This window comes from Nocardia sp. NPDC004573 (genome assembly GCF_053602135.1).
Map to the genome: position 1 here is coordinate 285,584 of NZ_JBSGDA010000002.1, position 24,297 is coordinate 309,880.

Consider the following 24,297-nt stretch of genomic DNA (forward strand, 5'->3'; position numbering starts at 1 on the left):
GTAATGGCCACACCGGGTGACCGTTCGTAGGATCGGGGCGTGAGTACCCCGACGGCAGGTGACCTGCTGCGACATTGGCGCCTGGAACGCAGGCTGAGCCAGCTCGAGCTGGCCGGACGAGCCGACACCTCGGCCCGGCATCTCAGCTTCATCGAGACCGGACGCGCCACCCCCAGCCGGACGATGATCGTGCACCTGTCCGAGCATCTGGAGATCCCGTTGCGCGAACGCAACCGCCTCCTGCTGGCCGCGGGCTACGCCCCGGCCTACGCGCAACCCGGCCTGGACACCCCGGCCATGGACGCCGTCCGCGGCGCGATGCGCCAGATCCTGGCCGGCCACGAGCCCTATCCCGCGCTGGCCATCGACCAGAACTGGACGATGATCGACGCCAACAGCGGCGTGGCCGTTCTCCTCGCCGGCATCGACCCGGCACTGACACAACCCCCGGTGAACGCCCTGCGGCTGAGCCTGCACCCCGACGGCATGGCCGGGCGCATCCGCAACCTCGCCGAATGGCGCGGCCACATCTTCGCCCGCCTGGCGCGCCAGACCGAGGTCACCGGATCCCGGGACCTGGCCGACCTGCTCGAGGAACTGCGGTCCTACCCCGGCGGCGAAGTGGAACTCGCCGTCCCCGAACCCGACCAGGCGGTGGTTCCCCTGCGGATCGACCACGACGGCGCCGAGTTGTCGTTCCTCAGTGTCACCACCGTGTTCGGCACCCCGATGAACGTCACCGTCGCCGAACTGGCCATCGAATCGTTCTTCCCCGCCGACGAGGACACCATGAAACGGCTCACCGCGGGCGTCCGGTGAGCTACGCCGCCCATCTGTCGGCCCTGCTGTCGGCGCGGATTCGCACCGTCACCGATCTCGGCGCCAGCCATGCCTGGACGCTGCACCGCGCCGAACTGGCCGACGGCCGGATCGTCTTCGTGAAAGCCTCGGCCGATCCGACACCCGTCTTCGCGGCCGAGGCGGCGGGACTGACCTGGCTGCGCAGCGGCGCGCCGCGCCCCGCAGGCGACGGCGGCTTACTGCCGCGGGTGCTGGCGGCGGACGAGCGGATGCTGGTGCTGCCATGGCTGCGGGAGACCGGCCCCACGCCCGCGACCGCCGAACGGCTGGGCCGGGAACTGGCCGCGCTGCACGCAGGCGGATCCGAACAGTTCGGGGCGCCGTGGGAAGGCTGGATCGCCAGCCTGCCGTTGCCCAACACCCCGACGGACGGACCGTGGCCGCGGTGGTACGCCGAACATCGCCTCGCGCCCTACCTCTCCCGAGCGGCCGATGTGCTCGGCGCCGACGGCACCCGCCTGATCGAGCGCGTCATCGACCGCATCGACGAGCTGGCCGGACCGCCCGAACCACCGGCCCGCATCCACGGCGACCTGTGGTCGGGCAACATCCTGTGGACTCCCGAACGCGCGGTGCTCGTCGACCCGGCCGCGCACGCAGGCCACCGTGAGACCGACCTGGCCATGCTCGCCCTCTTCGGCGCCGCGCACCTGGACCGCATCCAGGCCGCCTACCACGAGACCCGTCCGCTCACCGACGGGTGGCGCACCCGCACGCCGCTGCACCAGCTGCATCCGCTGCTGGTGCACGTCGCGCTGTTCGGCGCCGGTTACCGGGCGCAGACCCTCGCCGCGGCCGCCGCGGCGCTCGCGGCGTGACCCACGGCGGTCCTCACCCGTCGACCCGCGCGATGACCTTTTCGGCGAAGCGCGACAGGTTGGCGATCTTCGTCTCCAGCGGCTCGGTGTCCTGCTCGGTGGTGTACGGCAGCCGGAAGCCGACGATCACGTCGGTGACTCCCTTGTCCTCGAGGCGTTTGATGCCGTCGACGGTGAACCCGTCCAGCGAGATGACATGCACCTCGAAGTCCTCGCGGGTGCCGTACTCCGCACGCAGCGCGTCCAGTTCGGCCAGCAGCCGGTCCAGTTCGGCTCCGTCGCCGCCGGCGTGCATCCACCCGTCACCACGCTGCGCGGCCCGCCGCAGCGCGGGTTTGCTGTGCCCGCCGACCAGGATCGGCAACGGTTCGGTCGGCACCGGACTGATCTTGATCGGCGGAATGTCGTAGAACTGCCCGTGGTATTCGAAGTACCCGCCCGCCGAGAGCCCGCGCACGATATCGATGCACTCGTCCATCCGCGCGCCACGCTTGTCGAACGGCACCCCCATGATCTCGAAGTCGTCCGGCCACGGGCTGATGCCGACACCGAGCCCGAACCGGTTGCCGCTCAGCGCGGCCACCGAGGCGGCCTGCTTGGCCACCAGCACGGGCGGCCGGATCGGCAGCTTCAGCACGAACGGCGTGAAACGCAACGTGGTGGTCACCGCCGCCATCGCCGCGCTGAGCACGAACGCCTCGACGAACGGCTTGTCCTCGAGGAATTCGCGGCTGCCGTCGGGGGTGTAGGGGTACTTCGCGTCGGATTCCTTCGGATACGCCACGCTGTCGGCCACGGCCATGGAGGTGTAGCCCGCCTCCTCGGCGGCTTTGGCCAGAGCGAGGTAATACGACGGATCGGTCATCGTCTCGGCGTAGGTGAAACGCATGATGCTCGCCTTCCCGGCGCGCCGTCACCGGAACGTGAGAGGAAAGGCCGCAAGCGGACCCGGGCCGCCTCGACAGTGCCGAGGCCGCCCGGGAGATCACCGCCTACTGCCATGGGTTGGTGAAGCCTTCCGGAATCAAGTGGTCGAACAGGGCCTTCATCTCCGGTGACAACCGCAGTAATTCGATGTGCGAGCCGATCGGGCCGCCCTCGAGGTAGGCGAACTCCATCCCGACGCCCTCGAACCTGCCGCGCGCGGCGATCTCGATCCCCGCCGCCGCGGCCTGCGCGAGCGCGGCGTCGTAGTCCTCGGGCACCCAGGCGGCGTGATGCAGTCCGGGACCGAGACGGTCCAGATGCTCGGCATACAGGCTCACTCCGCCGCGCGGCTCGATCAGTTCCAACTGCTGGCCACCGGCATAGCCGAGCGCCACGGCGATCGTGTACTCCGCCGGGGCGCCGCGCAGTTCGGCGGCGCCGGGACCGAAGTGGACCTCCGGGATGGTGAACCACTCGCCGACCCCGTACCGCGTGCTGAACGCCTGGCAGGCCGCCGCCAGATCGGCGACCACCCAGCAGAGTTGGAAGATCGGACCGCGGGCGATCATCCGCGCCCCCCGAGACGGCTCATCAGACCGGGACACCATCGGTACGCGGCGATCACCGCCCTGTTGTAGTGCGGGAACACGATGTAGGGCTTGTTCTTGCGCATGCCGCGCAAGATGTGCCGCGCGGCCCGTTCGGCACTGATCATCCCGACCGGCATCCGGCGCGCCGCCTGCCGATAGGAGTACCCGGGCAGGTCGATCCCGGAATCGACGATGTCGGTCGCCACCCCGCCGGGCACCGCGACGCTCACTTTGACCCCGGCGGCGGCCGCTTCCACGCGCAGCGCGGTGCTGAGCCCGACCACGGCGTGCTCGGTCATCGCGTAGGCGGCCGACGGCGTCACCGGCGTCAGTCCCGCGAGCGAGGCCATGTTGACGATGTGCCCGCAACCCTGCGCGCGCATCAGCGGATAGGCGTGCCGCGTGCCGTGCACCACCCCCCACAGGTTGACCTCCACGATCCGCTGCCACTGCGGCAACGGCATGTGCTCGACGGTGCCGCCGAGGCGGATGGCCGCGTTGTTGAACAGGAAGTCGATACGCCCCAGTTCGGCCACCGCGCCGTGGATCAGGCGGCGTACCTGTTCGTCGTCGGAGACGTCGACGACCTGGGTGTGGATCGCGGTGTCGGCGGCCAGCCCCACCAGTCCGGCGGCGTCGATATCGGCCGCCACCACCGCGACGCCGCGTGCGGCCAGCAGGCGGCACAGCGCGGCGCCCAAACCGGACGCGGCACCGGTGACCACCGCCACATCAACCACGCCGTACAATTAAGCATCTGTGTTTAACATCGTCAATACCAGTGTTTAGTACAGTGCGGATATGCCGAGCGACGCTTCGCGCACCGCCTTGCTCGATGCCGGGGAACGCCTCATCGCCGAACGCGGCGTCGACGTGCCGCTGCGCGACATCGCCGCCGCCGCCGGTCAGCGCAACAACTCCGCGGTCCACTATTACTTCGCTTCGCGCACCGGCCTGATCGAGGCCATCGTCGAGCGGCGGATGAACTGGCTCGAACATCGGCGCATGCAACTGCTGGCCGCCCACGAAGCCGACGGCCGCGCCAACGACGTGCACACCCTCGTCGCCATGCTCGCGACACCGATCCTCGAACTGCTCGGCCACGACCGGGTCACCCACCTGGGCCGGTTCCTGGAAGTCGTGCGCACCCATCCCGTGGTGGCGGACGCGCACCGTCTCGCGGACGCCGACCGCGCCGCGGTCCGCATCATCGCCACTCGCCTCGACGCGGCGCTGACCGGCCTGCCGCGACAGTTGCGCAGGCAGCGCCTGGAGACCATGGCCACCGTCATGTTCGCCTTGATCGCCGACTACGAGCGCACCCTGGAATCGGGCGTGCGCACCGCCCATCCCGGGGACGCGGCGGAAATCGTGGACATGATCGCCGCCATGCTCACCGTGCCCGTTCCCGAGCGCGCCGTCACCGCGCCCGGACGTTGAGATCAGCGCGGTTCCCGTCGCTCAACCCAGCGTCCGACATAGCCCGACGCCCTGGAGCGCCGCCGGCTCCCGATCACCCTGTGGCCCAGCGGTTTCCGGGAACCTACGGTGCAGCCGCTCGATACAGCGGCGCACGACGCACAGTTCGCTGTGCAACTGGTGCCGCACGGCGGGGTCGCCGCGGTAGGAGAATTCGATGTCCCGCGCCAAGGTCCGGGCTTGCCGGGTCAGCAACTCCACGAAGACCCGAGCCTGGGCGAGGTCGGCGTCTTGTTCCATGCGGTGGCCGATCTGTCGTTCGATACAAGTGTCGGTCGCCCAGTGCCTCCCCGTGCCGCGGTCCTCGGCCGACAGGAGCAGAACATGATGCTAACCGAGCCGCGGCCCCCCGGGTGCCGAAATGGAACCGTTTTCGGCTATCGCGTGGCGACTCGCCATTCGACTCGGCAGTGGCCGGCCCGGCGCCAGGCCGCGCGCGTATCGTGATCGTATGGGCGTCATCGGGGAGCTGTTTCCGGGCAAGAAGCTGACCCACGAAGGCAGCGAAGACAGCGACGGACAGACCCACACGCCGCGATTCGACATCGACCTCGACACCGGAGTGGCGCGGGTGCCGCGCGCGGGCCGCCGCACCGCCGACGACCACGGCGACCGGCCCGACCGAGAAGCCTAGGACCGTCTCCCGTACTTCGGAACATCCGGACATCGGTGGCTCAGCGCATTTCGCACTCCCACTCGGCAACCGCCGCGCATCGCGCCGATCGGCAGCGGATCCGGCACACCCACCCGCACATCGAATTCTGCACACGCAGAAAACATCTCGCTGATCGCAACCGGTTACCCCGCAGACGCGCGCCGGTAGCGTCGCCGCAATGGGCAACGCGGGTGGACGACAGCGGCCGCTGAAAACCGTCACGGGAGTCAGCGGCGCGGTCAGCGTATACACGGCGGCCATCGATCCGACCGCGACCACAGTCGCCTCATCGATCGAGGTCGCGAAGCTCGCCGAACAACACCGATTCGACGCCCTCTTCGCCGCCGACCTGCTCAGTTTCGGCGCACAAGGCGCGATCGGCGCACAGGAACCGTTGATCTTCCTGTCCGCGCTGAGCGCCGTCACCTCGCACGTCGGGCTCATCGCGACGGTGACCACCACCTTCCACCATCCCTACAACCTCGCCCGGCTCTTCGGCACGCTCGACCACATCAGCAACGGCCGCGCCGCCTGGAACGCGGTGACCTCCTCGGTAGGGGAGGAGAACTACGGCGACCAGGACCTGCCCAGCCCCGAAGACCGGTACGCGCGCGCCACCGAATCCCTCGAGGTGATCAACGCCCTGTTCGACAGCTGGCGGCCCGGCGCGCTGACCCCGGACGGACACGGCGGCGCGATCCTGGACCCCACTCGCGTCCGGCCCATCGACCACGCGGGCCGGTACTTCACCGTGCGCGGACCACTGAACATCCCGCCCCTGCCGCAGCGCAGACCGGTCCAGTTCCAGGCCGGGCAGTCCGCAGGCGGCATCGAACTGGGCGCGCGCTTCGCCGAAGTGGTGTTCACCTCGCTGCCCACCCTCGAAGACGCGGTGACCTACACCAAACGCATCCGCGCCCGGGCGAGCGAACTCGGCCGCGCCCGGGGCCTGCCGCTGATCATGAGCTCGTTGCACGCCACATACGGCGCCACCGAAGCCGAGGCCAGGCGCCTGGCCCGGGAACAAGCGGAAGCGACCGACTTCGACGCCGGACGCGCCGCCCTCGCCGACATGCTCGGCGGCGGCGTCGACCTGTCCGGCCTGCCGTTGGACAAGCCTCTTCCCGAAAGTCTGCTGCCCGATGTGGCGTCGGTACACCGTAGGCGCGGCCGGGTAGAGATCTTCAGCAACTTCGCCCGATCGGGAAAGACACTGCGCGAGCTGATCATCGCCGCCAAAGACACCGGCCACTGGGCGGCGGCCGGAACCCCCGAACAACTCGCCGACGCCGTCGAAGAGCGCTACCGGGCAGGCGTTCTCGACGTCATCTCCCTCGGCGGGCTCGCCGACGAACGCACCCGCGACTTCGTCGTCAACGGACTGCTGCCGGAACTGCGCCGCCGCGGCATCCTCGGCACCGACTACGTCGGCGCGACCTTCCGCGACAACCTCGAACTTCCCCCGCTCCCGGAGTGACGCGGTGCGCATCCTGAAAACCTATGCCAGAGTTTTCGTCACCGACCTCGACACCGCCCTGCCGATCTACGAACAGCTGGTCGGCGCGAAGGCGGATCTGCGTTTCGGCTTCGAGGACGCCGAACTCGCCGCGGTCGGCGATTTCCTTCTCATCGCCGGCCGGCCGCAAGACGTCGAGCGGTACCGAACCACGGTCGGCCCGGTGATAGTGGACGATCTCGACGCCCTGCTGCGGACAGTGACCGAATACGGGGCGGAACCGATCGCCGGACCGTTCACCAGCGCCACCGGGACCTTCGTGTACGTCCGGCACGCCGACGGGGCGCAGCTGGAATACGTGCAGTGGTCGCCCGAAACGCGGGCACATGTGCTGGGACCGGATCAGGCCCCAGCCGCTAGCGGCGGGTGAGGACCGGTGTCGAGGTCTTCGACCGCTCCCCGGAGGACGCGCGCCGCGGCGGTTCGGTGTTGCGCACCCACGTGACATTGGCGACCAGATCGTCGTCGAAGACCAGCTCCTCCCACAGCAGCAGCCGCTCGGCCGCGGCCGGTGCAGGCGGCGCCGCTTGGGCAGCGGCCGGACGCGGTGCCTCGGCGGCCGGGCGGGGTGCCTCGGCGGCGGCCGGACGCGGCGCCTCGGCGACGGCCGGAGATTGCGCCGACTCGGCGGGCAGCGGCGTCACCAGCCACGCGAGCGCCCGCATCGGGCTGGAACCGTAGCGCCGACTGCCCTGCGCGACGGCGGCCACCGCGGCGGCGCAGCTGAGTACACCGGCGATCAACGCGACGGGCGTCAGCCCGGCAGCGGCCATGCGCCGATCACCGTTATCCGAAGTGGCCGACGCACCCTCACCGAACAGGCGATGCATCAACCCCGCACCGAGACCTTCACCTGGATCGACCAGGATCCGCAATTCCGGCGCCCTGGCATTCAAGTACAGCAGTCCGATGAGCACCAGGATCGCCGCGGCCACACTGGAACCCATGATCACGTGGGCCAGCACGCGGGTACGCGACCGCACCTGTGCCACCACCGCGAACACGGTGACCATCATCGCGGCCGCTGCCAGCAGACCCCAGGCGCCGCTGATGTTCACGTCACGGAATTTCGACACCGACCACTCGTCGAAACCGTGGGTGACCCCGGTGACCCGCCCGAACGCGTTCGAGCCGGCCTCACCACCCGAACCCGACGCCGACAGCCACGGCTGGAACAGCAAGGCGAAGCCGGCCGCGCTCGCGGCCGCGGCGAACAAGAATCCCCAATCCAGGCCCCGTGGTGGCTTCGCGTCGCGTGCCCTGCCTCCGGAGCCGCGGCTCCGGCCGTATCGCGCTTCGCTTACCTGCCAGGGGGTTGGTTGTACCATTGCTCCAGTTTCGCCGGTGCCGCATGAATTTCCCTGACGCTCAATGCAATAACAGTGGAATTGCCAAAAGGCCGGAAATCGCGGCACATCAATGAGATGTAATTCGATCGGGCGTCATCGGCCATCGACGAAAATCACCGTAAGCAGTGCGGCGACAGCAGGCAAGCGTGATCGATCTCCCACACATCGCCGCAGCTCCCGAGGCATACCAGCGGAGAGTGACCCAACCGATGAGTAACTTTTGGCGCACTGCGTTGAACTCGGCATACGCAGTTTCGCCGCCCCGGCGCAGAACCTCTGCTCACCTCAATTGCTGTGACAGGCTTAACAAGTGCGCAGTGGGACATCGGTCACAAACCCGCACCACACCCATTCGCGCGACCGCACAATCTTCGGACCCGAAGGGCCACATCGGAATTTCCGGACACCGCACGAAGCGGCCACACTCTCAACGCCCCTCCGCCGCCGCACGCGCGTCGGCGACCACGCCGGCGATCTCCGCCAGACGCTCCGCCGGAACCTCCACCGCACCCTCGGCATCCACCAGCACCGCGGTGGGATAGATCGCCCGCGCCAGATCCGGCCCGCCCGTCGCGGTATCGTCGTCGGCCGCGTCGAACAACGCCTCCACCGCCAGCCGCAACGCCGCCTGCTCATCGATATCGCGGTGATACGTCTTCTTCAACGACGACTTCGCGAACACCGACCCGGAACCGACCGCGGTGTAACCGAAACGCTCCTCCTGCCGCCCACCCACCGCGTCATACGACACGATCCGGCCCGCCCGCTGCGGCTCGGCGGCGTCCACGTCATAACCGACCAGCACCGGAATCACCGCCATATCCTGCAACGCCGCAGGCAGATTCGCGCGCACCATCGCCGACAACTTCGTGGCCTTGCCGTCGAACGTCAGCGACGCCCCCTCGATCTTCTCGTAATGCTCCAGTTCCACCGCGAACAACCGGATCATCTCCAGCGCCATACCCACCGTGCCCGCGAAACCGGCCGCCGAGTACGTGTCGGTGACGAACACCTTCTGCATGTCCCGCGTCGCCACCAGATGCGCCATCGTGCCCCGCCGATCACCCGCCACCAGCACACCACCGCGATAAGCGATCGCCACGATCGTCGTCCCGTGCGGCGCGAAATCGAGCTCGCCACCGGCATCGAAACCCACGTCGGGCAACAACTGCGGCGCATACCGGCGCAGGAACTCCGAGAAGGACGCCGCCGGATACTGCAAGCCGAGCGGCAGGTGACTATCGATGGTCATGAATCACCTTTCCGGGCGGAGCGTGCACCACCCGCGAACGCGACACGTGCTCGCCGCCGACGTTACCCCAACTCCACCACCGCACGGCGGCAGCCGACATCGCCCGACCCGAACCCCTAAGCCGGGTCGTCCCCGGCGCACGTATCCGCCGCATCGATCTGCAGACAGGGAACCGGAGCCCGCGTCGGCCGATAAGACGGTGCCACGCCACCCGCACGGATCAACCGGGCATACGCGTCGACGGCATCGGTCGCACGGCGCGTCAACGCCGGATCGGTCAGCACATCCACCGTGTACAGCCCGAACCGCGGCGCATACGAACCCCACTCGTAATTGTCCGTCAGACTCCAGTAGTTGTAGCCGATGACGTTCATCCCATCGGCCTTCGCCCGCTGCAGCCAGTACACCGTGTCCCGCAGATGATCGGCGCGGGTATAGCCATCCGGCCGCACCTGCCCGTTCTCCGTCGGAAGACCGTTCTCCACCACATACAGCGGACGCCCCGGAAACTGGCGCGCATAATGCCGCAACGCGTAGTAGATACCCTCCGGATGCACCGGCAACTCCCACATCGCAGGACCACCCTCCGCGCCACCCTGCGCCGCCTCCCCGGTCTGCGGCAACGGAGCGAAGTAGTAATCCACCCCGATGAAATCCAGCTTCGCCGCGATCCGATCCACGATCGGCTGATTCACCTCCGTCTCCGCACCCGCCACATAACCCAGATTGCTGGTCACCTGCGCACCCGGCCGATAGTGATGGATGACGTCGTAGATCTCGTTGTGCGCCTGCGCGATCCGATCCACCATCACCGGAGCCTCCGGCACGCTGATCCCACCCGTACGCAACTCGGTGCCGACATATGCCGCGGGCTCGTTGAACGTCACCCACAACGGATCACGCGCGGCATACCGCAGCACCACCTTGCGCATGTTCGCCAGCCAATCCTCGACCATCCCGGGATCGCGCCACCCACCACGGTCCGCCGCCCACCCCGGATACACCCAATGATCCAAGGTCAACATCGGCCGCATCCCCGCCGCCACGATCCGCGCGATCACCTTGTCGTAGAACCCGAACGCCGCCTCGTCCCAGGCATGCGGCGCCGGCTGCAACCGCGCCCACTCGATCCCCACCCGATACACCCGCACACCCAGACGCGCCGCCAGATCGATATCGGAGCCATAGCGGCGGGCGAAGTCCACCGAATCGTGATACGGATCCGCCGTCTCACCCGATGCGATGAAACGCGACCAGTTGCTGTCCGGCGCATGACCTTCGGACTGAAACCCAGACGACGCCACACCCCACAGAAAATCCGCATCGAACGCAGGCAGCTCCCGGCTCGGCTGAGCAGCGGAAACGCCCGAAGCCATCAGCACGGCCGCAGCGGCAGACAACGCGGCGAACCCGCGCCGGTGAGTCCGTATACGCATCGCCGTAGCGTAGCTGCGAGATTGCTGAGCGTCGGGCAGGAATCCGCGTGTCGCCGATTGCGCCACCGTCACGATCTACGCGCACCCCAACCCCCCGTCCCGCCCCCCCTCGGAACGCCGCACAACATCACACAAGCGAGGCAATTGACCGAGCGCAACCGCCGCCGATCGACCAGACTTGCCCACGTGACCAGATACGCATTCGATGCCGACCGCGCCGCCCTCGTCGCCACCTGGGCGACCGGACGAGGCGACCTCGCCCAGACGGTGGCCACCCTGCCCCCGCAGGTGACCAGGGACCAGGCAACCGATCTCGCGTCGAACCTCACCACCCTCTCGCGATTCCAATGGCGCACCTACACCCACCCGGCCAGCGCCGCGGGCGACCCCGACGTCCCCAACAGCGAAGCATGGCGCCGCGCCGAAGAACGCCGCAACTTCAAAGAAGTCGAAACCGGCCTGCGCAGCCCCCACCTGCCCACCGACGAAGGACTGCTCGTCTCCTACAGCGGCGTCGTCGAATCCGCCCACCGCATCGGACGCACCCTCCACGACATCGACGACGCCGCCCTGCTCGACACCGTCGCCGCCGAAGTACGCACCGAACAAGAAGCCATCGAATCCGCCGAACGCGGCGACCTCTCCGGCCGCGCACGCCAAGCCGTCGAACTGTCCCGCCCCGACGTATCCCCGGCCCAGGTCCACGCCGCGGACGCACTCCTGCGCGCCGACCCGCTCGGCACCATCGAACTGTTCACCGAACTCGACCCCGCCTCCGCCTCCGTCGCCGCGGCGCACTGGCTCTACGCCGCGGCCGAAGTCGCCGGCGAAGCCGCCAACGTGCCCACCACCGATGTCGTCGCCGAAGCCGACGACCTCGAAGCCCTGCAAGTGGAAACCCCCACCCTCGTACTCGAACGACTCGCCGCGGGCGACACCCCCACCGAAGTCGTCCTCGACCTCATCGCCGAAGCGATGGCCGTACACGAAGGCCGCGTGCCCGCGCCATGGAGCCTCGTCGCCCGCGTCGCCGAAATCGAAGCCCAAGCCCACCGATTCGGCGTCGACGCCGACACCCGCGAAGCAATGCTCACCAGCTTCCGCATCAGCCGCCTCGACCCCGCCCGCCCCGCCCTCGACCTTCTCGAGGACCTCCTCGACGGCATCCGCGGCTGCCTGCTGCTCTACGCCGCCCACACCGACCACGACGACCCCGAAGCCCACTTCGCCGAAGACGTACGCCTGGAAGCCGACGCCGACCCCGAAGACCTCCTCTGAACCCACGGGCGGGACACGGCCACGCCGGTCCCGCCCCTGAACGACTCACGGAAAGACTTCGGCAACCTCCGACGTCAACCAGGTACGCAGTGCTCGATACACCGCCTCGTGATTCAGCAACGTGAAATGATGCGCCGACGCCAGATGCATTCCCTTGCCGACGTCGAACCCGATGCGACGAGTCCGAGCACGACCCGAACCGCTGGGAGTGAGAACCAGCCCGTCACCGAGCACCCGCCCCACCGGATGCCGAGCACTGCGAGTGACCGTAGCGGTGACGAAATAGTGGTCCGCGCCCACCAGTAGCGGAACCTCGCGCACCACCCGGCGACGCAAAGCGTCCACGTCCAGATCACGCCAATCCTCATCCACCAGAGAGCCGTCTCGAAGATCCCGGATGCCCGCGCTACGGCGACGCAACAATCGCCCGAACGGACGAGTCTCGGGAAACCGCGCCAACGCCGCCGACGCGAAATGCACCACCTGCTCCAGCGGCGCACCCAGATGAGGCGAACCCAGGCACACCAGCTGCCGCACCAGCCGCACCCACGGCAATCCGGCCTCACCCGCCACGAAGCACGCGCCCCGAGCGACCAGTCCGCCCATCGAATGACCCACCAGCGACACCCGCTCGATCGGCACCGGCCACCGCTCGACCAAGCACTGCATCAATTCGCTGAGCTGCGCCGCGTTCTCCGAGATATGCAGACCGGAGTTGTACCGGACCTGCAGCGCCGAACAACCGATGTCGCCCTCCAGCCGCTCGGCATAGGTCGGCCCGCCACCCAGACGCCACGCGTGCTCGCTCTCCACCAGCCCGTGCAGGAACACCACGACGTGCGCGCCGGGCCGCTGAACTCGCGCACCGACCGACTCGGCTCGTACGGGCGCGCCGTCGATCCGGAACGTCATCGGCGCGGCCAGAATCGGTCGCGTCTGCTCGAGATCGTCACCGATCAGACCCTGCAGCGCGGCCAGCAACCCCGAGCCGTACACCGTGCGTGACGGCGCTTCGCCGGGCAGGTCCGCCGTCCGCTCGGCGACCATGCCCGCCGCCACCGCCGATCCGCTGACCACACGGTAGACAGTCTCGGCGATCGCATCGTGCATCAACTCGACCGGCGCCGCCGCCGGTCCCACACCCCACCGCACCGCGGCGAACACCCGGTGCGCGATGGCCCGGTGCACGGCGGCGATCCCATCCACCGCTCCGCCCAGTTCGTCACCGGCCAGCCGGGCCAGCGCCCTGACCTCCGCTTGCCGTTGGCGCGCGCTCTCCGTCATGACTTGAGTGTACAAGTGTGCACTGAAAGTGTCCGCGAAACCCTACGGCACGCGCGAGACGGCCACCGCCCGCTCGGTGAGACTGCCGAGATACAACACGCCGCCCTGCTCCACCACGCCGGTCACCATCGAGTAATCGGCGCCTTCCACCTGCAGGTCGTGCACCACTTCGCCCGCGAAATCGACCGCCATCACCCAGACCGTCCGCGCCGGTTTCGGCTGCACCCAGCTGGGCAGCGTCCACACGATGCGCCGCAGGATGCCGGGCAGCGGAAGAAGCCGGTCCAGCAAGGGATTCCGCGGCGATGGCAACGTGATCCAGATCAGGCCGTCGCTGCCGAGGCCCAAGTTGTCCGGGAACCCGGGCAGATTCTCGATCAACCTCTCCCACGTGCCGGCCTCGGGGCCGGACAGCCAATAGCGGGTCAGCCGATAACCGCCGGTCTCCGCGACCACCACGCTGGCGCGATCGGGCGCCAGGACCAGTCCGTTGGCGAACTGCAGATCGTCCATGAGCGTGTGCACCTCGCCTGCCGGATCCCGGCGGAACAGGCGGCCGGTCCCGGAGTGCTCCAAAATGTCGCCCATGTACTCGTCAAGGGAATACCGGCGCGACGACGCCGAGAAGTAGATCGTGCCGTCGGCATCCCGCACGACATTGCTGGCGAATCGCAGGGGTTCACCATCGATCTCGTCGACCAGCACGGTCAGCGTGCCGTCGGTGTCCAACTCCAGCAGCCCACGCTCGAAATCGCAGATCAGCACGCGCCCGTCGGCGTCGGCGTGCAGACCGAGCGGGCGACCGCCGGTATTCGCCAGTTCGTGGACATCGCCGGTGGCCGGATCAATGCTGAGAATCGCGCCGTTCTCGATGCCTGCGATGACCCTGCCATCGGGGGAGAGCACGACATCCTCGGGCCCCGCGCCGGGCAATTCGAGACGCCGGACCGCGGGAAGGGGCGGCGTGCTGTGCGTGCGGCGTGCCCGAGCAGGGGAGGGCGGCGGCGTCCAGCGCTGCGGCTGCATGGTCGAGGCAAGCATGGCCTCAGAGTAGCCGGGGGAGGGCGGCGTTCCGGGACGAAACGGTTCCGGGTAGGGGACCGCCCTCGGCGGGGTGATGAACGAACGAAAGTGGTGAGTAGATTTTGAAAAAATGTCCTTACGTAGATATGCGCATCTAACTATATGATACTAAATCACTCAATATTCCCTGACAGGCCACCACGAGTGCAGCAAGGAGGGGAGGGGGTCACCGGCAAGACTCGAGTACTCCACGCAGTGGCCCCGCGCGCTGTGACGTGGCGACCGCCGGGGCGGGGTAGTGGGACGCCCCGGCGGCAGCACCGAGTTGTCAAGGCTGATGGGTGATGGTGTACCAGAGAATCCCCAGGGTGCCGAGCGTGAACAGTGGTGCCACAAGGAATGTTTCGACCTTGTTCCCGGTGCGATCGATGACCGGAATGCTGACTCGAAGACCGAAGGGCCAGAACAGGCGGCAGCCGCGCTCGGTCAGGCAGTCGCCGAGGAGGTGCGCGAGTGCACCCAATCCGACCGCGAACGGCAGCCAGACCGGCTTGTCGGCGATCCAATGCTCCATCGCGAAGGTGCCCGCGGACGCGAGCACCACGATCGGCCCCCACGCCTTGAAGTTGTTACCGGAGGGGCACAGGTGCAGGGCGCGCACGGCCAGGGCGAGAAGGAAGAAGACCAGGCTCAGGGTGAACCAGCGACCGAGCCAATGCTCACCGGCCCACGTGCCGTAGGCGACGGCCGCGACGAAGGCCAACGAGTGGGTGGCGCCGCGATGGCCACCCGAGACCCATGAGATCACCTTGCACGCGGTGTGCGTGATCGGACCGAGGGTGTGCGAGATCGTCCCGTCGGGATGGTCGGCGTCGGGCAGCAGCGCCGCCCCGGCGGTCAGGAAGACGCCCAGCAGCAGATCGACGGTGCCGAGGCGTCCCGTCGCATCCTGGAGAGCGGGAAACGTCAAGATCGTGACCGGCAGCGTCGCCGCTGCCGCCGACCAGGCCAGCGCGCCACTGGTCGCGTGTGAATGTCCAAGCACCGTTCGAACGTTAGTTCAGCTTGCTATCTGTTTGCGAATGACGTTGTCGGCCCAGGAATCCTGAAGCTGTCATGAGCCGCAAACTAGGACGCGTGGTAACGGGTCGTGGGGGCTGATCGGCAAGAACGACTGGCGGTTGGTGGGCAACAAGTCGGGAGCTACCAGGCTCGGGTTCGCTGTGTTGGAGCCGCCCACACCCGGCCGGATCGATCGCGTGGTGGGTTCGGCGCGCTCGACATTCGATCAGCGATCCCGATCCGCTGGGATCTGATCGCCCAGCAGTACGACCAGATGGTCAAGTACGCGACCGCGCTTGCGGGTAGTTCAATCGCGGTCGGTCTGCCTGTACTGCTCGACACGGATCGGTTCGCTCCCAGATCGCATCCTGGCGAGCGCCAGGCGGCAGTCGTCACCGATCCGGCGATTCAGCTACGCGTTCGGCTCTCTCGCTGCGGCGAGGGCATCGAGCACTCGCGGGTTGGTGACCTCGAGATCGGCCCAGACCAGGTGGTGGTCGGTGTCGGTGGTCTCGACCCCTTGGTTCACCGTCTGGAACTCCCGAGAAGAATAGATTTGGTCCGGCGCGCCGTCCCAGCCCGGAACTGTTCTGGCATCGGGCTCGAGTGCTGCGCTCATACCCATGTCCTCGAAGGTGCGCCCGTACACCATTCCTGGGCGGTCGGTGTTGAGGTCGGCGGCGACTACGGTCGGGCCGTCGACCATCTCGCGTACCGCAGACCCGATCTCTCGAGCGTGCTCGGCCCCGGCGCCCTCCTCGTAGCTGTGCCCGAAAAACCCCAGCGGCGTCGGATGCAGATTCACCACATTGATTCCGCCGACGCTTACACGCTGCGCATACCGGTCGTATGGTTCGACGGATCGACCGCCGACTTTCAAGTCGAGCCGGGTGGTCGGCAACCGCTGCGCCCACGCGTTGTCGATCGGTAACCGGCTGATCACGGCGAGGCTCAGCGTCTTGCCGTCGCTGATGTGTGACGGGCACATCGGGGTCTCGTAGACGTGTGGATAACCGAGCAGTTCGGCCAGTTCCCGAGCTGTCGAGCCGCTCGGACCGATCTCCGATTCCTGCACATTTATGACGTCGGGGCGCAGCCGCCGCACCTGCTCGGCGAAATACGGCAGATCCACCTCGTCGTAGTCGAAGGCGTCCGTCGACAAAGCACGGCGACCACCGGCAATATTCCACGTGACCACTCGGAACGGCCGCCGAGGATCAGCTCCGGCTCCGCCGGACAACTGCTGACTGGCGGAGGTATCTAGTGGAGGCGAAGATGGCGTGTCGCCAGCGTCGAATCTGCCGCGGAACCCTCTGTCGGCGTCGGATAGTCGACGGGCTGTATCCTCGGCTCCACGCGGGAAAGGCCTGATGCCCTGTTCGGCAACAGCCTTTGCGATTCGGGTAATACTGTTTGCCAAAACTCGGGCGGCTTGGAGTGCTACCCGCGCAAGTTCATCGGATCGGTTCAGCAAAACAACGCCCTCGGCGTGCCCGCCAAAGCTTTCTCGTCTTGTTCCGGCGCCGTCGCTGGCGGTCGAGTGGCCATGGGATCCGTGGTCGTCGGTCGTGCCCGGGACTACGACCGGGCCGAGCTCTCCCTGCCATCAAGAGGATGTTTCCTTGCGTATCTTGTCGGTGCGGGGCTGCTGTTGGATGACGGAGTCACTGTGGCTGTGTGGCGTGCTCGCGTTGAAGGATGCGGTAGATCGTGGGCCGGGAGACGCCGAACACCGCGGCGAGGTCGGCGATGGTGTACTCGCCGCTGCTGTGCATGCGCCGCAGTTCGATGCGCTGCTTGGCCGAGAGTTTGGGTTGGCGGCCGCGGAGGCGGCCTTCGGCGCGGGCCACGGCCATGCCCTCACGGGTGCGCATGCGCAGCGGGTCGACTTCGAACTCGGCGAAGGTGGCCAGGATGTCGAAGAACATCTTGCTCATCGGGTCGTGCGGGTCGTACACCTGCCCACCGAGCGACAGCTTGATACCCCGGGCGGCCAGATCGTCACCGATCGCCCGCGCGTCCGGGACCGAGCGCGCGAGCCGGTCGAGTTTCGGCACGACGAGGGTCTCACCGGCGTGGACGGCGCGAGCGCCTGATCCAATCCGGGGGGCTGACAGCTGGTGTCGGTCAATCCATGGTCGAGATAGATGCGTTCCTCGGTGACGCCGAACTCACCCAATCGGTCGCGTGCGGTGAGATCCTGGGGTGTCGGTGGAGCATCGGGCATAGCCGATCAGCGTGCCGGACATGACCGGAAGTGTAACGGATAGAACCCCTTCGTTGAGGACCTATCCGTACGGCCTATGTGAGACACATTCGTGCTCGTGGCGGCCTGCCGTCACTGTCCCGCCGGGGTGTCCGTTGAAGGTTCGGCTAACGGACACACATCCGGCCGTTGAACACGATAGCGACAACGCGCCAGGAACCGTCTGCTACCGACCCCACCTTGCCCCTGGGGCCAGCTTGGGGAGCCCCGGCTTTCCCGCGCGTCCTACTTTGCGGCTTGTGGCAGCTTCAGGATTTCCGGGCCTTGTCGGGCAGGGTAGTTGTCCACATGCGGGGTAGGGGAGGGTTGGTGGGGTCGAGGCGGTAGTCGGAATCCGCAACGGCGGGGAGAGATCGAGCCGACTGAGTGCTTCGACGTTGCGGGAGTTGTTGCGGCCCTGAGGTAACCGACCTTGGTGCAATATCATTGCAATACGCTCCTGTGCGTATATACGCATGTAAAACATCTCCACGTCACATGCAAAATCAGACCACCTACCCATCCAAAGAGCATGGACGCCGAGGGGTAATCCTCAACGGACCCAGAAGAATCGAGTAGCTCGGCGGCGGATGGCTTTCCGCTAGAGGACGTCGCCGATGGTGACGGTGGCCGCGGCCATCACCCGGCGCGCGAGCTCGGGGTAGTCGACGGGGGCGGTGGTGTCGACGGTGACGACCGGAGCGAGTGCGAGGGGTTCGGCCAATCGCGCCCACCGGTCCCAGTCCTGCGCCAGATGCGCGTCGTCCTGGTACAGGTCCGCCCGGGCGCGGCTGCGAAATCGCGCGAGAGCGACGTCGGACGGGACCGAGCACCAGACCTCCACGGCGCGTGTGGCACCGGAGATCGCGATGCCGTTCGCGGCGTACCGCGTGTCACGAGGCTTGAACCACCAGGAGTCGACCACGACGACGCCGGATAACGCGGCGGCCAGCGCCCATACCGCTTCCATCGCGATCGCTCCGACGTTCGGCAAGACAGCGGTGCTGTCCAGCCCGGAGCTCAGTGCCTCTTTGACGAGGTCTTTGCGAATCAGGTGCGCGCGTAGTTCTCGTGCCAGCGGGGGAGCCGACGTCGATTTGCCGGAGCCGGGTAGGCCGTTGACCATGATGAGTAGTTCGCAGATGTGACGAAACCTCCACAGCGCCCGGCGGTGCCGGGTCGGCGATCCTCTCGACCGTCGTGTCGTGATTCTTGTTGCTCCATAGCATGCTCGGCAAGGCGGCGAGCACGATGGGGTGGGCAAGAGGTGAGCCGAAAGTTCGGTCAGTAACTGGATCGCTGGCTATTTCCCAAGGTTGGGGATCCGGACGATGGGGCCCCGCCTACGCTGCACGCATAGCTCGGCCTGATCGATTGCCCGCGTTGGTCGGAATCTTTGGCAGAACGTGTGGCAAATATCTGGTTTCGACACCGGGCAGGCTGAACCAGCGGTAGGCCATGTGGAGGAGGTTGCGGTGGGTGCGGGTCGCGGAGTTCATTTGTGCGGCAGTGTTCCGCTGGCGGATGCGCGGACCGTCTTCTCCGAGGCGGCGATGCGCCTCGGGAAGCATGTGAAACGGATTCCGGACGGCGAGACCGGGATACGGGACAACTGGGTGGTGTGGCAGCTGCCCAAGATGCAGGCACATCCCGACCTGGAAACCGTTCCTCCGCCGAGCCCGGAGTACGGGCCGAGCGAACGGGTGCAGCCCAAGCCCGGCGTGGACGCGGCATCGATCGACTTCGGTCCGTTGGGGTACGCGGAGGCGGCGATGGAATCCTGGCAGGTATTCCAGCAGTTGCGCGCGGACGGCACGATCCCGGCGGGCATCCGGTTCCAAGTGAGTCTGCCGACTCCGATCGCGGTGATCGGGGCGTTCGTCGCGGGCCCGCAGGGGGAGTTGGAACGCCGATACGAAGCGAGCCTGCTCGACGAGCTGGCCGCCATCGTTGCGGCGATACCGGCGGAAGACCTTGCTGTGCAATGGGATGCCGCGGTCGAGTTCGCCATTTTCGAGGGGATCTTCCCGTCTTGGTTCGGTTCGGACTACGCGACGCAGCTGGAGGAAGTGGGGCAGCGTCTGGTCCGGCTGGGCGCCGCGGTGCCCCGACCGGTCGAGCTCGGCTACCACCTTTGTTACGGCGACTTCGGGCACCGGCACTTCGCCGAACCCGCCGACACCGGCCGGCTCGCGGCGGTCGCCGGCCGGATCCTGGCCGGGCTGCAGCGGCCGGTCAACTGGATCCACTTGCCGGTTCCGCGTTCGCGTACCGACACAGACTATTTCAAGCCCCTTGCCGATCTCGCCCTTCCGGCCGAGACGGATCTGCACCTCGGGTTGGTGCACGCCACCGACGGCCGTGCGGGCGCGCTGCAGCGCATCGAAGCCGCCCGTTCTGTGGTCGCCGACTTCGGCATCGCCACCGAGTGCGGCATGGGACGCCGGCCTGCGGAGCAGATTCCGGCGCTGTTCGACCTGCACGCCGAACTGGCCGACATGCTCGGTTGAGTTCCCGGACCGCGGCGCCGGGCCTGTCTTCGGGGTTGGGCCCGGCGCCGAGGCGCGGCCGCGGGCCGGTAGGGTGATGCGTCGGGGCCGGATCAGTCTGGGAATTGGGGGAGTCGGATGCAGGATCTCTATGTGGTGAGTCACCCGCATGCGGAGCACACCGAACATGATCTCGTGGGTGGGTGGTACGACTCGGAACTGACGCCGCCCGGACGGCGCGACGCCGGTCTTGTCGCCGCCGAGTTGGTACGTCGGCGTGACGGTGCGGTACGGCCGGTGCGGATCACGACGTCGGATCTGGCCCGTTGTGTGGAGACGGCGCGATTTATCGAGGCCGAGTTGGGCGTTCCGGTGACGGTTGATCAGCGGTTGCGGGAGATCAGTTTCGGGGAAGCGGGCGGCCGGCCGAATGCGTGGCTGGCCCAGCGGCAGGTTCCCGCACCGGATCACGATCGGCTCGACCATCGTGGGCCGATCCGTGGTGCGGAGACGCGGCGTGAGGTCGCGACCCGGGTGGGCGCGTGCGTGCGTGAGTTGATGGCGGACGCCGAGCACGACCATATCGTCGTCACGCACGGCTACGCGCTGACTTTCGTCATCACCACCTGGATGATGCTGCCGGTGGAGGCGGTCGGTTTCGCGTCGTTCGCGACTTCGCCCGGCGCGATCACCCATTTGCGGCACGACGATTACTGGCGCAACCGCTCGATGGTGAGCCTGGCGGACACGTCTCATCTGAGGGGCGGGGAGGGCTGATTGCTTCCCAGAGGGTCGATGCACGCTAGTTGACATAATGTCGATTATCGGCGCGATTTCGGCGTGGGTCGGCGAGGTGGCTTACGGCTGGTTTTCCCGTTGCTCCGCGGCTTGTTTCGCCGTGCGACCGAGTCGGTCTCCGGGCTCGGGCGGTCGATGTCGTCGCCGGATCGCGGGACGCTCGGCGTGTTCGTCCGGTTGGTGAAAATTTTTCGGTGTTTCTTGCCTTGCTTGCTTAATCTTGGGATTTCTCTAGATTGGCCTCCCCTGAACTAGCTCCGAATTGCATATAAACGTCACAGTGACGAATCTAAGGGTGGGTGGTTGTGCCACCAATGGGTCCAGTGGTCGGTGATTGGCTCTGGTTGTGGTGGCCAGTTGCGGGGACGCTGGGTCGGTGCTGGTTCGTCGGTTGGTCGCGTTGTACGCGGGTTTGTGGTTGTACGGGTTCTCGATGGCGGTGATGGTGCGGGCTGGGCTCGGGCTGGATCCGTGGGATGTGTTCCATCAAGGCGTGGCGCGGCATGTGCCGCTCAGTTTGGGTGCGGTGACGGCGATTACCGGTGTCGTGGTGCTGTTGGCCTGGATTCCGTTGCGGCAGATGCCCGGCTTGGGCACCGTGAGCAATGTCGTGGTGATCGCGGTATCGGTCGACGCGGGACTGGCGTGGTTGCCGTCGTGGGATGCGCTGGTGGTGCGGGTCGGCGCCATGGGTGCCGCGGTGGTGCTGAATGCGGTGGCCAGTGTGTTGTACATCGGGGCGGGTATGGGTCCGGGTCCGCGGGATGGACTGATGACTGGACTGGTTCGGCGGACCGGTCGATCGGTGTGGGTGGTGCGCACGGCGATCGAAGTGGTGGTGTCGACGACGGGGTTCGTGCTCGGCGGCAGTGTCGGCATCGGCACGTTGGTGTATGCCTTTGGGATCGGCCCGCTGATCCATCTGATGATTCCAGCGGTGAACCGATTCCTGCCGGGATTCGCGGCGCCGAAGCCGGCGCCTGTTGTCGAGGTTGCTGCGGAGGTCCCGACCGCGTAGTCGGTTGGCCAGGGCTCCCCTACTCTCTCTCCCGCGAGAGCATCCTAATCGTCACAGTGACGCTTCTAGTCCACCAGTGACCGCTTCTAGTCGCGGATCCGGGGGGAACCCTGCGCGGTGGCCGCGGTACCCACGGTGTTCGAGACGCTGTTCGTTCGGTGTCGATCGGTCATGGCCGGCGGGGTTCGTGGCGCCACGGGTGCCGTGTCCGTGTGTCAGTGGGAGATGTGGGCTTGGATGCCGTCGAGGAGGAAGTCGAGCCCGATCCGGAAGGTATGGTCGGCGTCCAGGTGTGCGGCATCGCGGATGACGGTGGCCAGCGCGGGGAATCGGCCGGTTGCGAAGGTTCGCTGTAGATAGGGTCCGAAGGATACCTGCCACTGTTGCTTGTCCATCCCGGTGGTCCGCTCGGCGCGCCGCTCGGTGATTTCGCGGCGGACCGCGCCGATCACGTACGCGTTGACGGCGTCGACCACGGGCGTGATGGTGTCCACGTCGACGCCGTCCATCGCGGCCACCACGGCCTCTCCCCTGGCCAGCGCGTGCGGCCCGAGCTGGGGCCGTCCTCCGATCAGGTCGGCGAGCCATTCGTGCTGATGGGCGGCCTGGCGGGTGGTTTCGGCGAGGGAGCGCAGCACTTCTCGCCAGTTGTCTCCGGCGGGCCGGATCTCGGCGTAGACCGCATCGACCATCAGGTCGAGCAACTCCTCCTTGGTGGCGATGTAGCCGTACAGCCGCATCGGTCCGACGTCCAGTGCGGCGGCTACCTTGCGCAGCGATACGGCCGCCAGACCGTCCGCATCGGCCAGCCGGATCGCCGCTTCTACGATCCGTTCCCGGCTCAAGGGAGCGGGTGCCGGTCGTTGCGGCGGCTCGGGCCTCTCCCACACCAACATGCCGATGACCATACATCGCACGGTGCGATACAGTGTATCGACACGTACGGTGTATCGAAGGAGGGTCATGGGCATCGCGATCGTCGGAGCCGGGCTGGGCGGGCTGACTCTCGCCCGAGTGCTGCATGTGAACGGCATCGACGCCGTCGTGTACGAACGCGAACTCGCTCGCGACGCGCGTGGTCAGGGCGGCATGCTCGACATCCATTCCGGGCAGCGTGCGCTGCGCGAGGCCGGTCTGATCGACCGGTTCCACGCGATCGCCCGCGGCGAAGGGCAGGACATGCGGCTTCTGGAGCCGGACGGCACGTTGCTGCTCCAGGAGGACACGCCCGACGACGCCCCGCTCGATCGTCCCGAGGTCGACCGCGCCGATCTGCGTGGCCTGCTGCTGGATTCGCTTCCCGTCGACATGGTGCGTTGGGGGCACGCGTTCGAGTCGGCCGACAACGGCCTGCTGCGTTTCGCCGACGGCGGCAGGGCGTCGTATGACCTGCTGGTCGGCGCGGACGGCGCGTACTCTCGGGTCCGCGCGTTGCTCACCGCCGCCCGCCCGGCGCATATCGGCCAGAACGTCGTCGAACTCGGCATTCCCGACATCGACCGTACCCACCCCGATCTCGCGGCGATGGTCGGGCGCGGCAACTATTGGGTGCTCGGTAACGGACTGTCGCTGGCGGCGCAGCGTAACGGCGACGGCCGCGTTCGCATCGGCGTCAGCTTCTATCGCACCGGCGAGGACTGGTTCGCTACCAGCGGGATCCCTTTCGATGATCCGGCCGCGGCTCGGGTGCGGCTGATCGAGTTGCTCTCCGGCTGGGATTCGCGGTTCACCGCGCTGATCGCGGCCTGCGACGACACGGTGGTGGCGCGGTCGATCACCGCTCTTCCCGCGGGTCTGACCTGGCCGTCGAGGCCGGATGTCACGCTGGTCGGCGATGCCGCGCATCTGATGCCGCCGGTGGGTGAGGGTGCCAACATGGCGATGCTCGACGGTGCCGTGCTCGGCCTCGCGCTGGCCGCGCACCCGGACGACGTGCCCACTGCCGTCGCGGAATACGAACGCGAGATGTTCGAACGCACGAGCGTCGCAGCGCGGATGTCCGCACGTATCCAGGAAATCCTGATGTCGCCGGACGCAAGCCGGAGAATGCTCGCGTTCTTCCAACCTGGCTGACCTGTCACCGTCTGTGGTTACGGCCGTCGGGTCAGGGGTTGGCCGTGTGAGCGTGGTGGCGGTTTGGCGGACCTCGCGGCGGGATGGGGTTTCTCGGTGGGTCGGTGGGCTCGCAACGGTTGGTGCGCGCGAGGGTTTGTTGTG

The 24,297-nt window shown here is 67.4% G+C and carries 25 protein-coding genes; 11 read left to right on the plus strand and 14 right to left on the minus strand.

Going from position 1 to position 24,297, the window contains the following annotated elements; all coding sequences use genetic code 11:
• Positions 1-39 precede the first annotated feature (39 nt).
• Both ACWEKR_RS04660 and ACWEKR_RS04665 read left to right on the plus strand, forming a co-directional pair.
• On the plus strand, positions 40-819 hold the full coding sequence (locus tag ACWEKR_RS04660) for a helix-turn-helix domain-containing protein (RefSeq protein WP_452353302.1): 780 nt from the start codon (positions 40-42) through the stop codon (positions 817-819).
• The gene (locus tag ACWEKR_RS04665; protein WP_452353303.1) at positions 816-1,679 is read left to right on the plus strand and encodes a fructosamine kinase family protein; all 864 of its coding nucleotides are present in this window, start codon (positions 816-818) and stop codon (positions 1,677-1,679) included. The genes ACWEKR_RS04660 and ACWEKR_RS04665 overlap by 4 nt, the downstream gene beginning before the upstream one ends.
• Before the next feature lie 13 nt (positions 1,680-1,692).
• Here ACWEKR_RS04665 and ACWEKR_RS04670 read toward each other — a convergent pair whose 3' ends face one another.
• The 3 genes from ACWEKR_RS04670 to ACWEKR_RS04680 all read right to left on the minus strand — a co-directional run bounded on the left by ACWEKR_RS04670 (position 1,693) and on the right by ACWEKR_RS04680 (position 3,936).
• Complete coding sequence (locus ACWEKR_RS04670) at positions 1,693-2,568, minus strand: TIGR03619 family F420-dependent LLM class oxidoreductase (RefSeq protein WP_452353304.1); 876 nt, start codon at positions 2,566-2,568, stop codon at positions 1,693-1,695.
• A 103-nt stretch (positions 2,569-2,671) separates the two neighbouring features.
• On the minus strand, positions 2,672-3,175 hold the full coding sequence (locus ACWEKR_RS04675; RefSeq protein WP_452353305.1) for a VOC family protein: 504 nt from the start codon (positions 3,173-3,175) through the stop codon (positions 2,672-2,674).
• A complete protein-coding gene (locus ACWEKR_RS04680; RefSeq protein ID WP_452353306.1) occupies positions 3,172-3,936 on the minus strand; it encodes an SDR family NAD(P)-dependent oxidoreductase in 765 nt (254 codons plus the stop codon). The genes ACWEKR_RS04675 and ACWEKR_RS04680 overlap by 4 nt, the downstream gene beginning before the upstream one ends.
• A 61-nt stretch (positions 3,937-3,997) precedes the next feature.
• Between ACWEKR_RS04680 and ACWEKR_RS04685 the strand changes: the two genes are divergently transcribed.
• The gene (locus ACWEKR_RS04685; RefSeq protein ID WP_452353307.1) at positions 3,998-4,636 is read left to right on the plus strand and encodes a helix-turn-helix domain-containing protein; all 639 of its coding nucleotides are present in this window, start codon (positions 3,998-4,000) and stop codon (positions 4,634-4,636) included.
• Between the two features lie 21 nt (positions 4,637-4,657).
• Here the strand turns inward: ACWEKR_RS04685 and ACWEKR_RS04690 are convergent, their stop codons facing one another.
• Positions 4,658-4,915 (minus strand): hypothetical protein, encoded by a 258-nt coding sequence (locus ACWEKR_RS04690; protein ID WP_452353308.1) that lies wholly within the window; start codon positions 4,913-4,915, stop codon positions 4,658-4,660.
• A gap of 211 nt (positions 4,916-5,126) precedes the next feature.
• On the opposite strand from ACWEKR_RS04690, the gene ACWEKR_RS04695 reads away from it, so the two are divergent.
• From ACWEKR_RS04695 to ACWEKR_RS04705, 3 genes are all read left to right on the plus strand, one after another.
• Positions 5,127-5,309, plus strand: coding sequence for a hypothetical protein (locus ACWEKR_RS04695; protein WP_452353309.1), 183 nt, complete (start codon positions 5,127-5,129; stop codon positions 5,307-5,309).
• Between the two features lie 199 nt (positions 5,310-5,508).
• Entirely contained in the window at positions 5,509-6,807 is a 1,299-nt protein-coding gene (locus ACWEKR_RS04700; protein ID WP_452353310.1) for an NtaA/DmoA family FMN-dependent monooxygenase, read from the plus strand.
• A 4-nt stretch (positions 6,808-6,811) separates the two neighbouring features.
• Positions 6,812-7,216, plus strand: a complete 405-nt coding sequence (locus tag ACWEKR_RS04705) for a VOC family protein (protein WP_452353311.1) — start codon at positions 6,812-6,814, stop codon at positions 7,214-7,216.
• Here ACWEKR_RS04705 and ACWEKR_RS04710 read toward each other — a convergent pair.
• The 3 genes from ACWEKR_RS04710 to ACWEKR_RS04720 all read right to left on the minus strand — a co-directional run bounded on the left by ACWEKR_RS04710 (position 7,203) and on the right by ACWEKR_RS04720 (position 10,883).
• Complete coding sequence (locus tag ACWEKR_RS04710) at positions 7,203-8,174, minus strand: hypothetical protein (protein ID WP_452353312.1); 972 nt, start codon at positions 8,172-8,174, stop codon at positions 7,203-7,205. The two genes, ACWEKR_RS04705 and ACWEKR_RS04710, sit on opposite strands and share 14 nt — an antisense overlap.
• A gap of 448 nt (positions 8,175-8,622) precedes the next feature.
• Positions 8,623-9,447: a proteasome subunit beta gene (prcB, locus tag ACWEKR_RS04715; RefSeq protein WP_452353313.1), complete on the minus strand. Its 825-nt coding sequence runs from the start codon at positions 9,445-9,447 to the stop codon at positions 8,623-8,625.
• A gap of 116 nt (positions 9,448-9,563) precedes the next feature.
• Complete coding sequence (locus ACWEKR_RS04720; protein WP_452353314.1) at positions 9,564-10,883, minus strand: family 1 glycosylhydrolase; 1,320 nt, start codon at positions 10,881-10,883, stop codon at positions 9,564-9,566.
• A 186-nt stretch (positions 10,884-11,069) separates the two neighbouring features.
• On the opposite strand from ACWEKR_RS04720, the gene ACWEKR_RS04725 reads away from it, so the two are divergent.
• The gene (locus tag ACWEKR_RS04725) at positions 11,070-12,161 is read left to right on the plus strand and encodes a hypothetical protein (RefSeq protein ID WP_195087517.1); all 1,092 of its coding nucleotides are present in this window, start codon (positions 11,070-11,072) and stop codon (positions 12,159-12,161) included.
• 45 nt (positions 12,162-12,206) lie between these two features.
• Here ACWEKR_RS04725 and ACWEKR_RS04730 read toward each other — a convergent pair whose 3' ends face one another.
• The 6 genes from ACWEKR_RS04730 to ACWEKR_RS04755 all read right to left on the minus strand — a co-directional run bounded on the left by ACWEKR_RS04730 (position 12,207) and on the right by ACWEKR_RS04755 (position 18,901).
• Positions 12,207-13,445, minus strand: coding sequence for a lipase family alpha/beta hydrolase (locus ACWEKR_RS04730; protein WP_452353315.1), 1,239 nt, complete (start codon positions 13,443-13,445; stop codon positions 12,207-12,209).
• A 42-nt stretch (positions 13,446-13,487) separates the two neighbouring features.
• A complete protein-coding gene (locus ACWEKR_RS04735; protein ID WP_452353316.1) occupies positions 13,488-14,486 on the minus strand; it encodes an SMP-30/gluconolactonase/LRE family protein in 999 nt (332 codons plus the stop codon).
• A 310-nt stretch (positions 14,487-14,796) separates the two neighbouring features.
• Positions 14,797-15,513 (minus strand): metal-dependent hydrolase, encoded by a 717-nt coding sequence (locus ACWEKR_RS04740; protein WP_452353317.1) that lies wholly within the window; start codon positions 15,511-15,513, stop codon positions 14,797-14,799.
• A 429-nt stretch (positions 15,514-15,942) separates the two neighbouring features.
• Positions 15,943-16,728, minus strand: a complete 786-nt coding sequence (locus tag ACWEKR_RS04745; RefSeq protein WP_452353318.1) for an endonuclease/exonuclease/phosphatase family protein — start codon at positions 16,726-16,728, stop codon at positions 15,943-15,945.
• A 466-nt stretch (positions 16,729-17,194) separates the two neighbouring features.
• The gene (locus tag ACWEKR_RS04750) at positions 17,195-17,587 is read right to left on the minus strand and encodes a recombinase family protein (RefSeq protein WP_452353319.1); all 393 of its coding nucleotides are present in this window, start codon (positions 17,585-17,587) and stop codon (positions 17,195-17,197) included.
• Positions 17,588-18,376: 789 nt separating this feature from the next.
• Positions 18,377-18,901 carry an AAA family ATPase gene (locus tag ACWEKR_RS04755; protein ID WP_452353320.1) on the minus strand — a complete coding sequence of 175 codons (525 nt, stop codon included), beginning with the start codon at positions 18,899-18,901 and terminating at the stop codon, positions 18,377-18,379.
• Between the two features lie 349 nt (positions 18,902-19,250).
• On the opposite strand from ACWEKR_RS04755, the gene ACWEKR_RS04760 reads away from it, so the two are divergent.
• From ACWEKR_RS04760 to yczE, 3 genes are all read left to right on the plus strand, one after another.
• Complete coding sequence (locus tag ACWEKR_RS04760) at positions 19,251-20,285, plus strand: hypothetical protein (RefSeq protein ID WP_452353321.1); 1,035 nt, start codon at positions 19,251-19,253, stop codon at positions 20,283-20,285.
• Positions 20,286-20,402: 117 nt separating this feature from the next.
• Positions 20,403-21,041, plus strand: a complete 639-nt coding sequence (locus ACWEKR_RS04765; RefSeq protein WP_452353322.1) for a histidine phosphatase family protein — start codon at positions 20,403-20,405, stop codon at positions 21,039-21,041.
• A gap of 397 nt (positions 21,042-21,438) precedes the next feature.
• On the plus strand, positions 21,439-22,080 hold the full coding sequence (gene yczE, locus ACWEKR_RS04770; RefSeq protein WP_452353323.1) for a membrane protein YczE: 642 nt from the start codon (positions 21,439-21,441) through the stop codon (positions 22,078-22,080).
• 215 nt (positions 22,081-22,295) lie between these two features.
• Here the strand turns inward: yczE and ACWEKR_RS04775 are convergent, their stop codons facing one another.
• Positions 22,296-22,976: a TetR/AcrR family transcriptional regulator gene (locus ACWEKR_RS04775; RefSeq protein WP_452353324.1), complete on the minus strand. Its 681-nt coding sequence runs from the start codon at positions 22,974-22,976 to the stop codon at positions 22,296-22,298.
• 67 nt (positions 22,977-23,043) lie between these two features.
• Here ACWEKR_RS04775 and ACWEKR_RS04780 point away from each other — a divergent pair, with 67 nt between their 5' ends.
• Positions 23,044-24,153 carry an FAD-dependent oxidoreductase gene (locus ACWEKR_RS04780; protein WP_452353325.1) on the plus strand — a complete coding sequence of 370 codons (1,110 nt, stop codon included), beginning with the start codon at positions 23,044-23,046 and terminating at the stop codon, positions 24,151-24,153.
• Positions 24,154-24,297 lie beyond the last annotated feature (144 nt).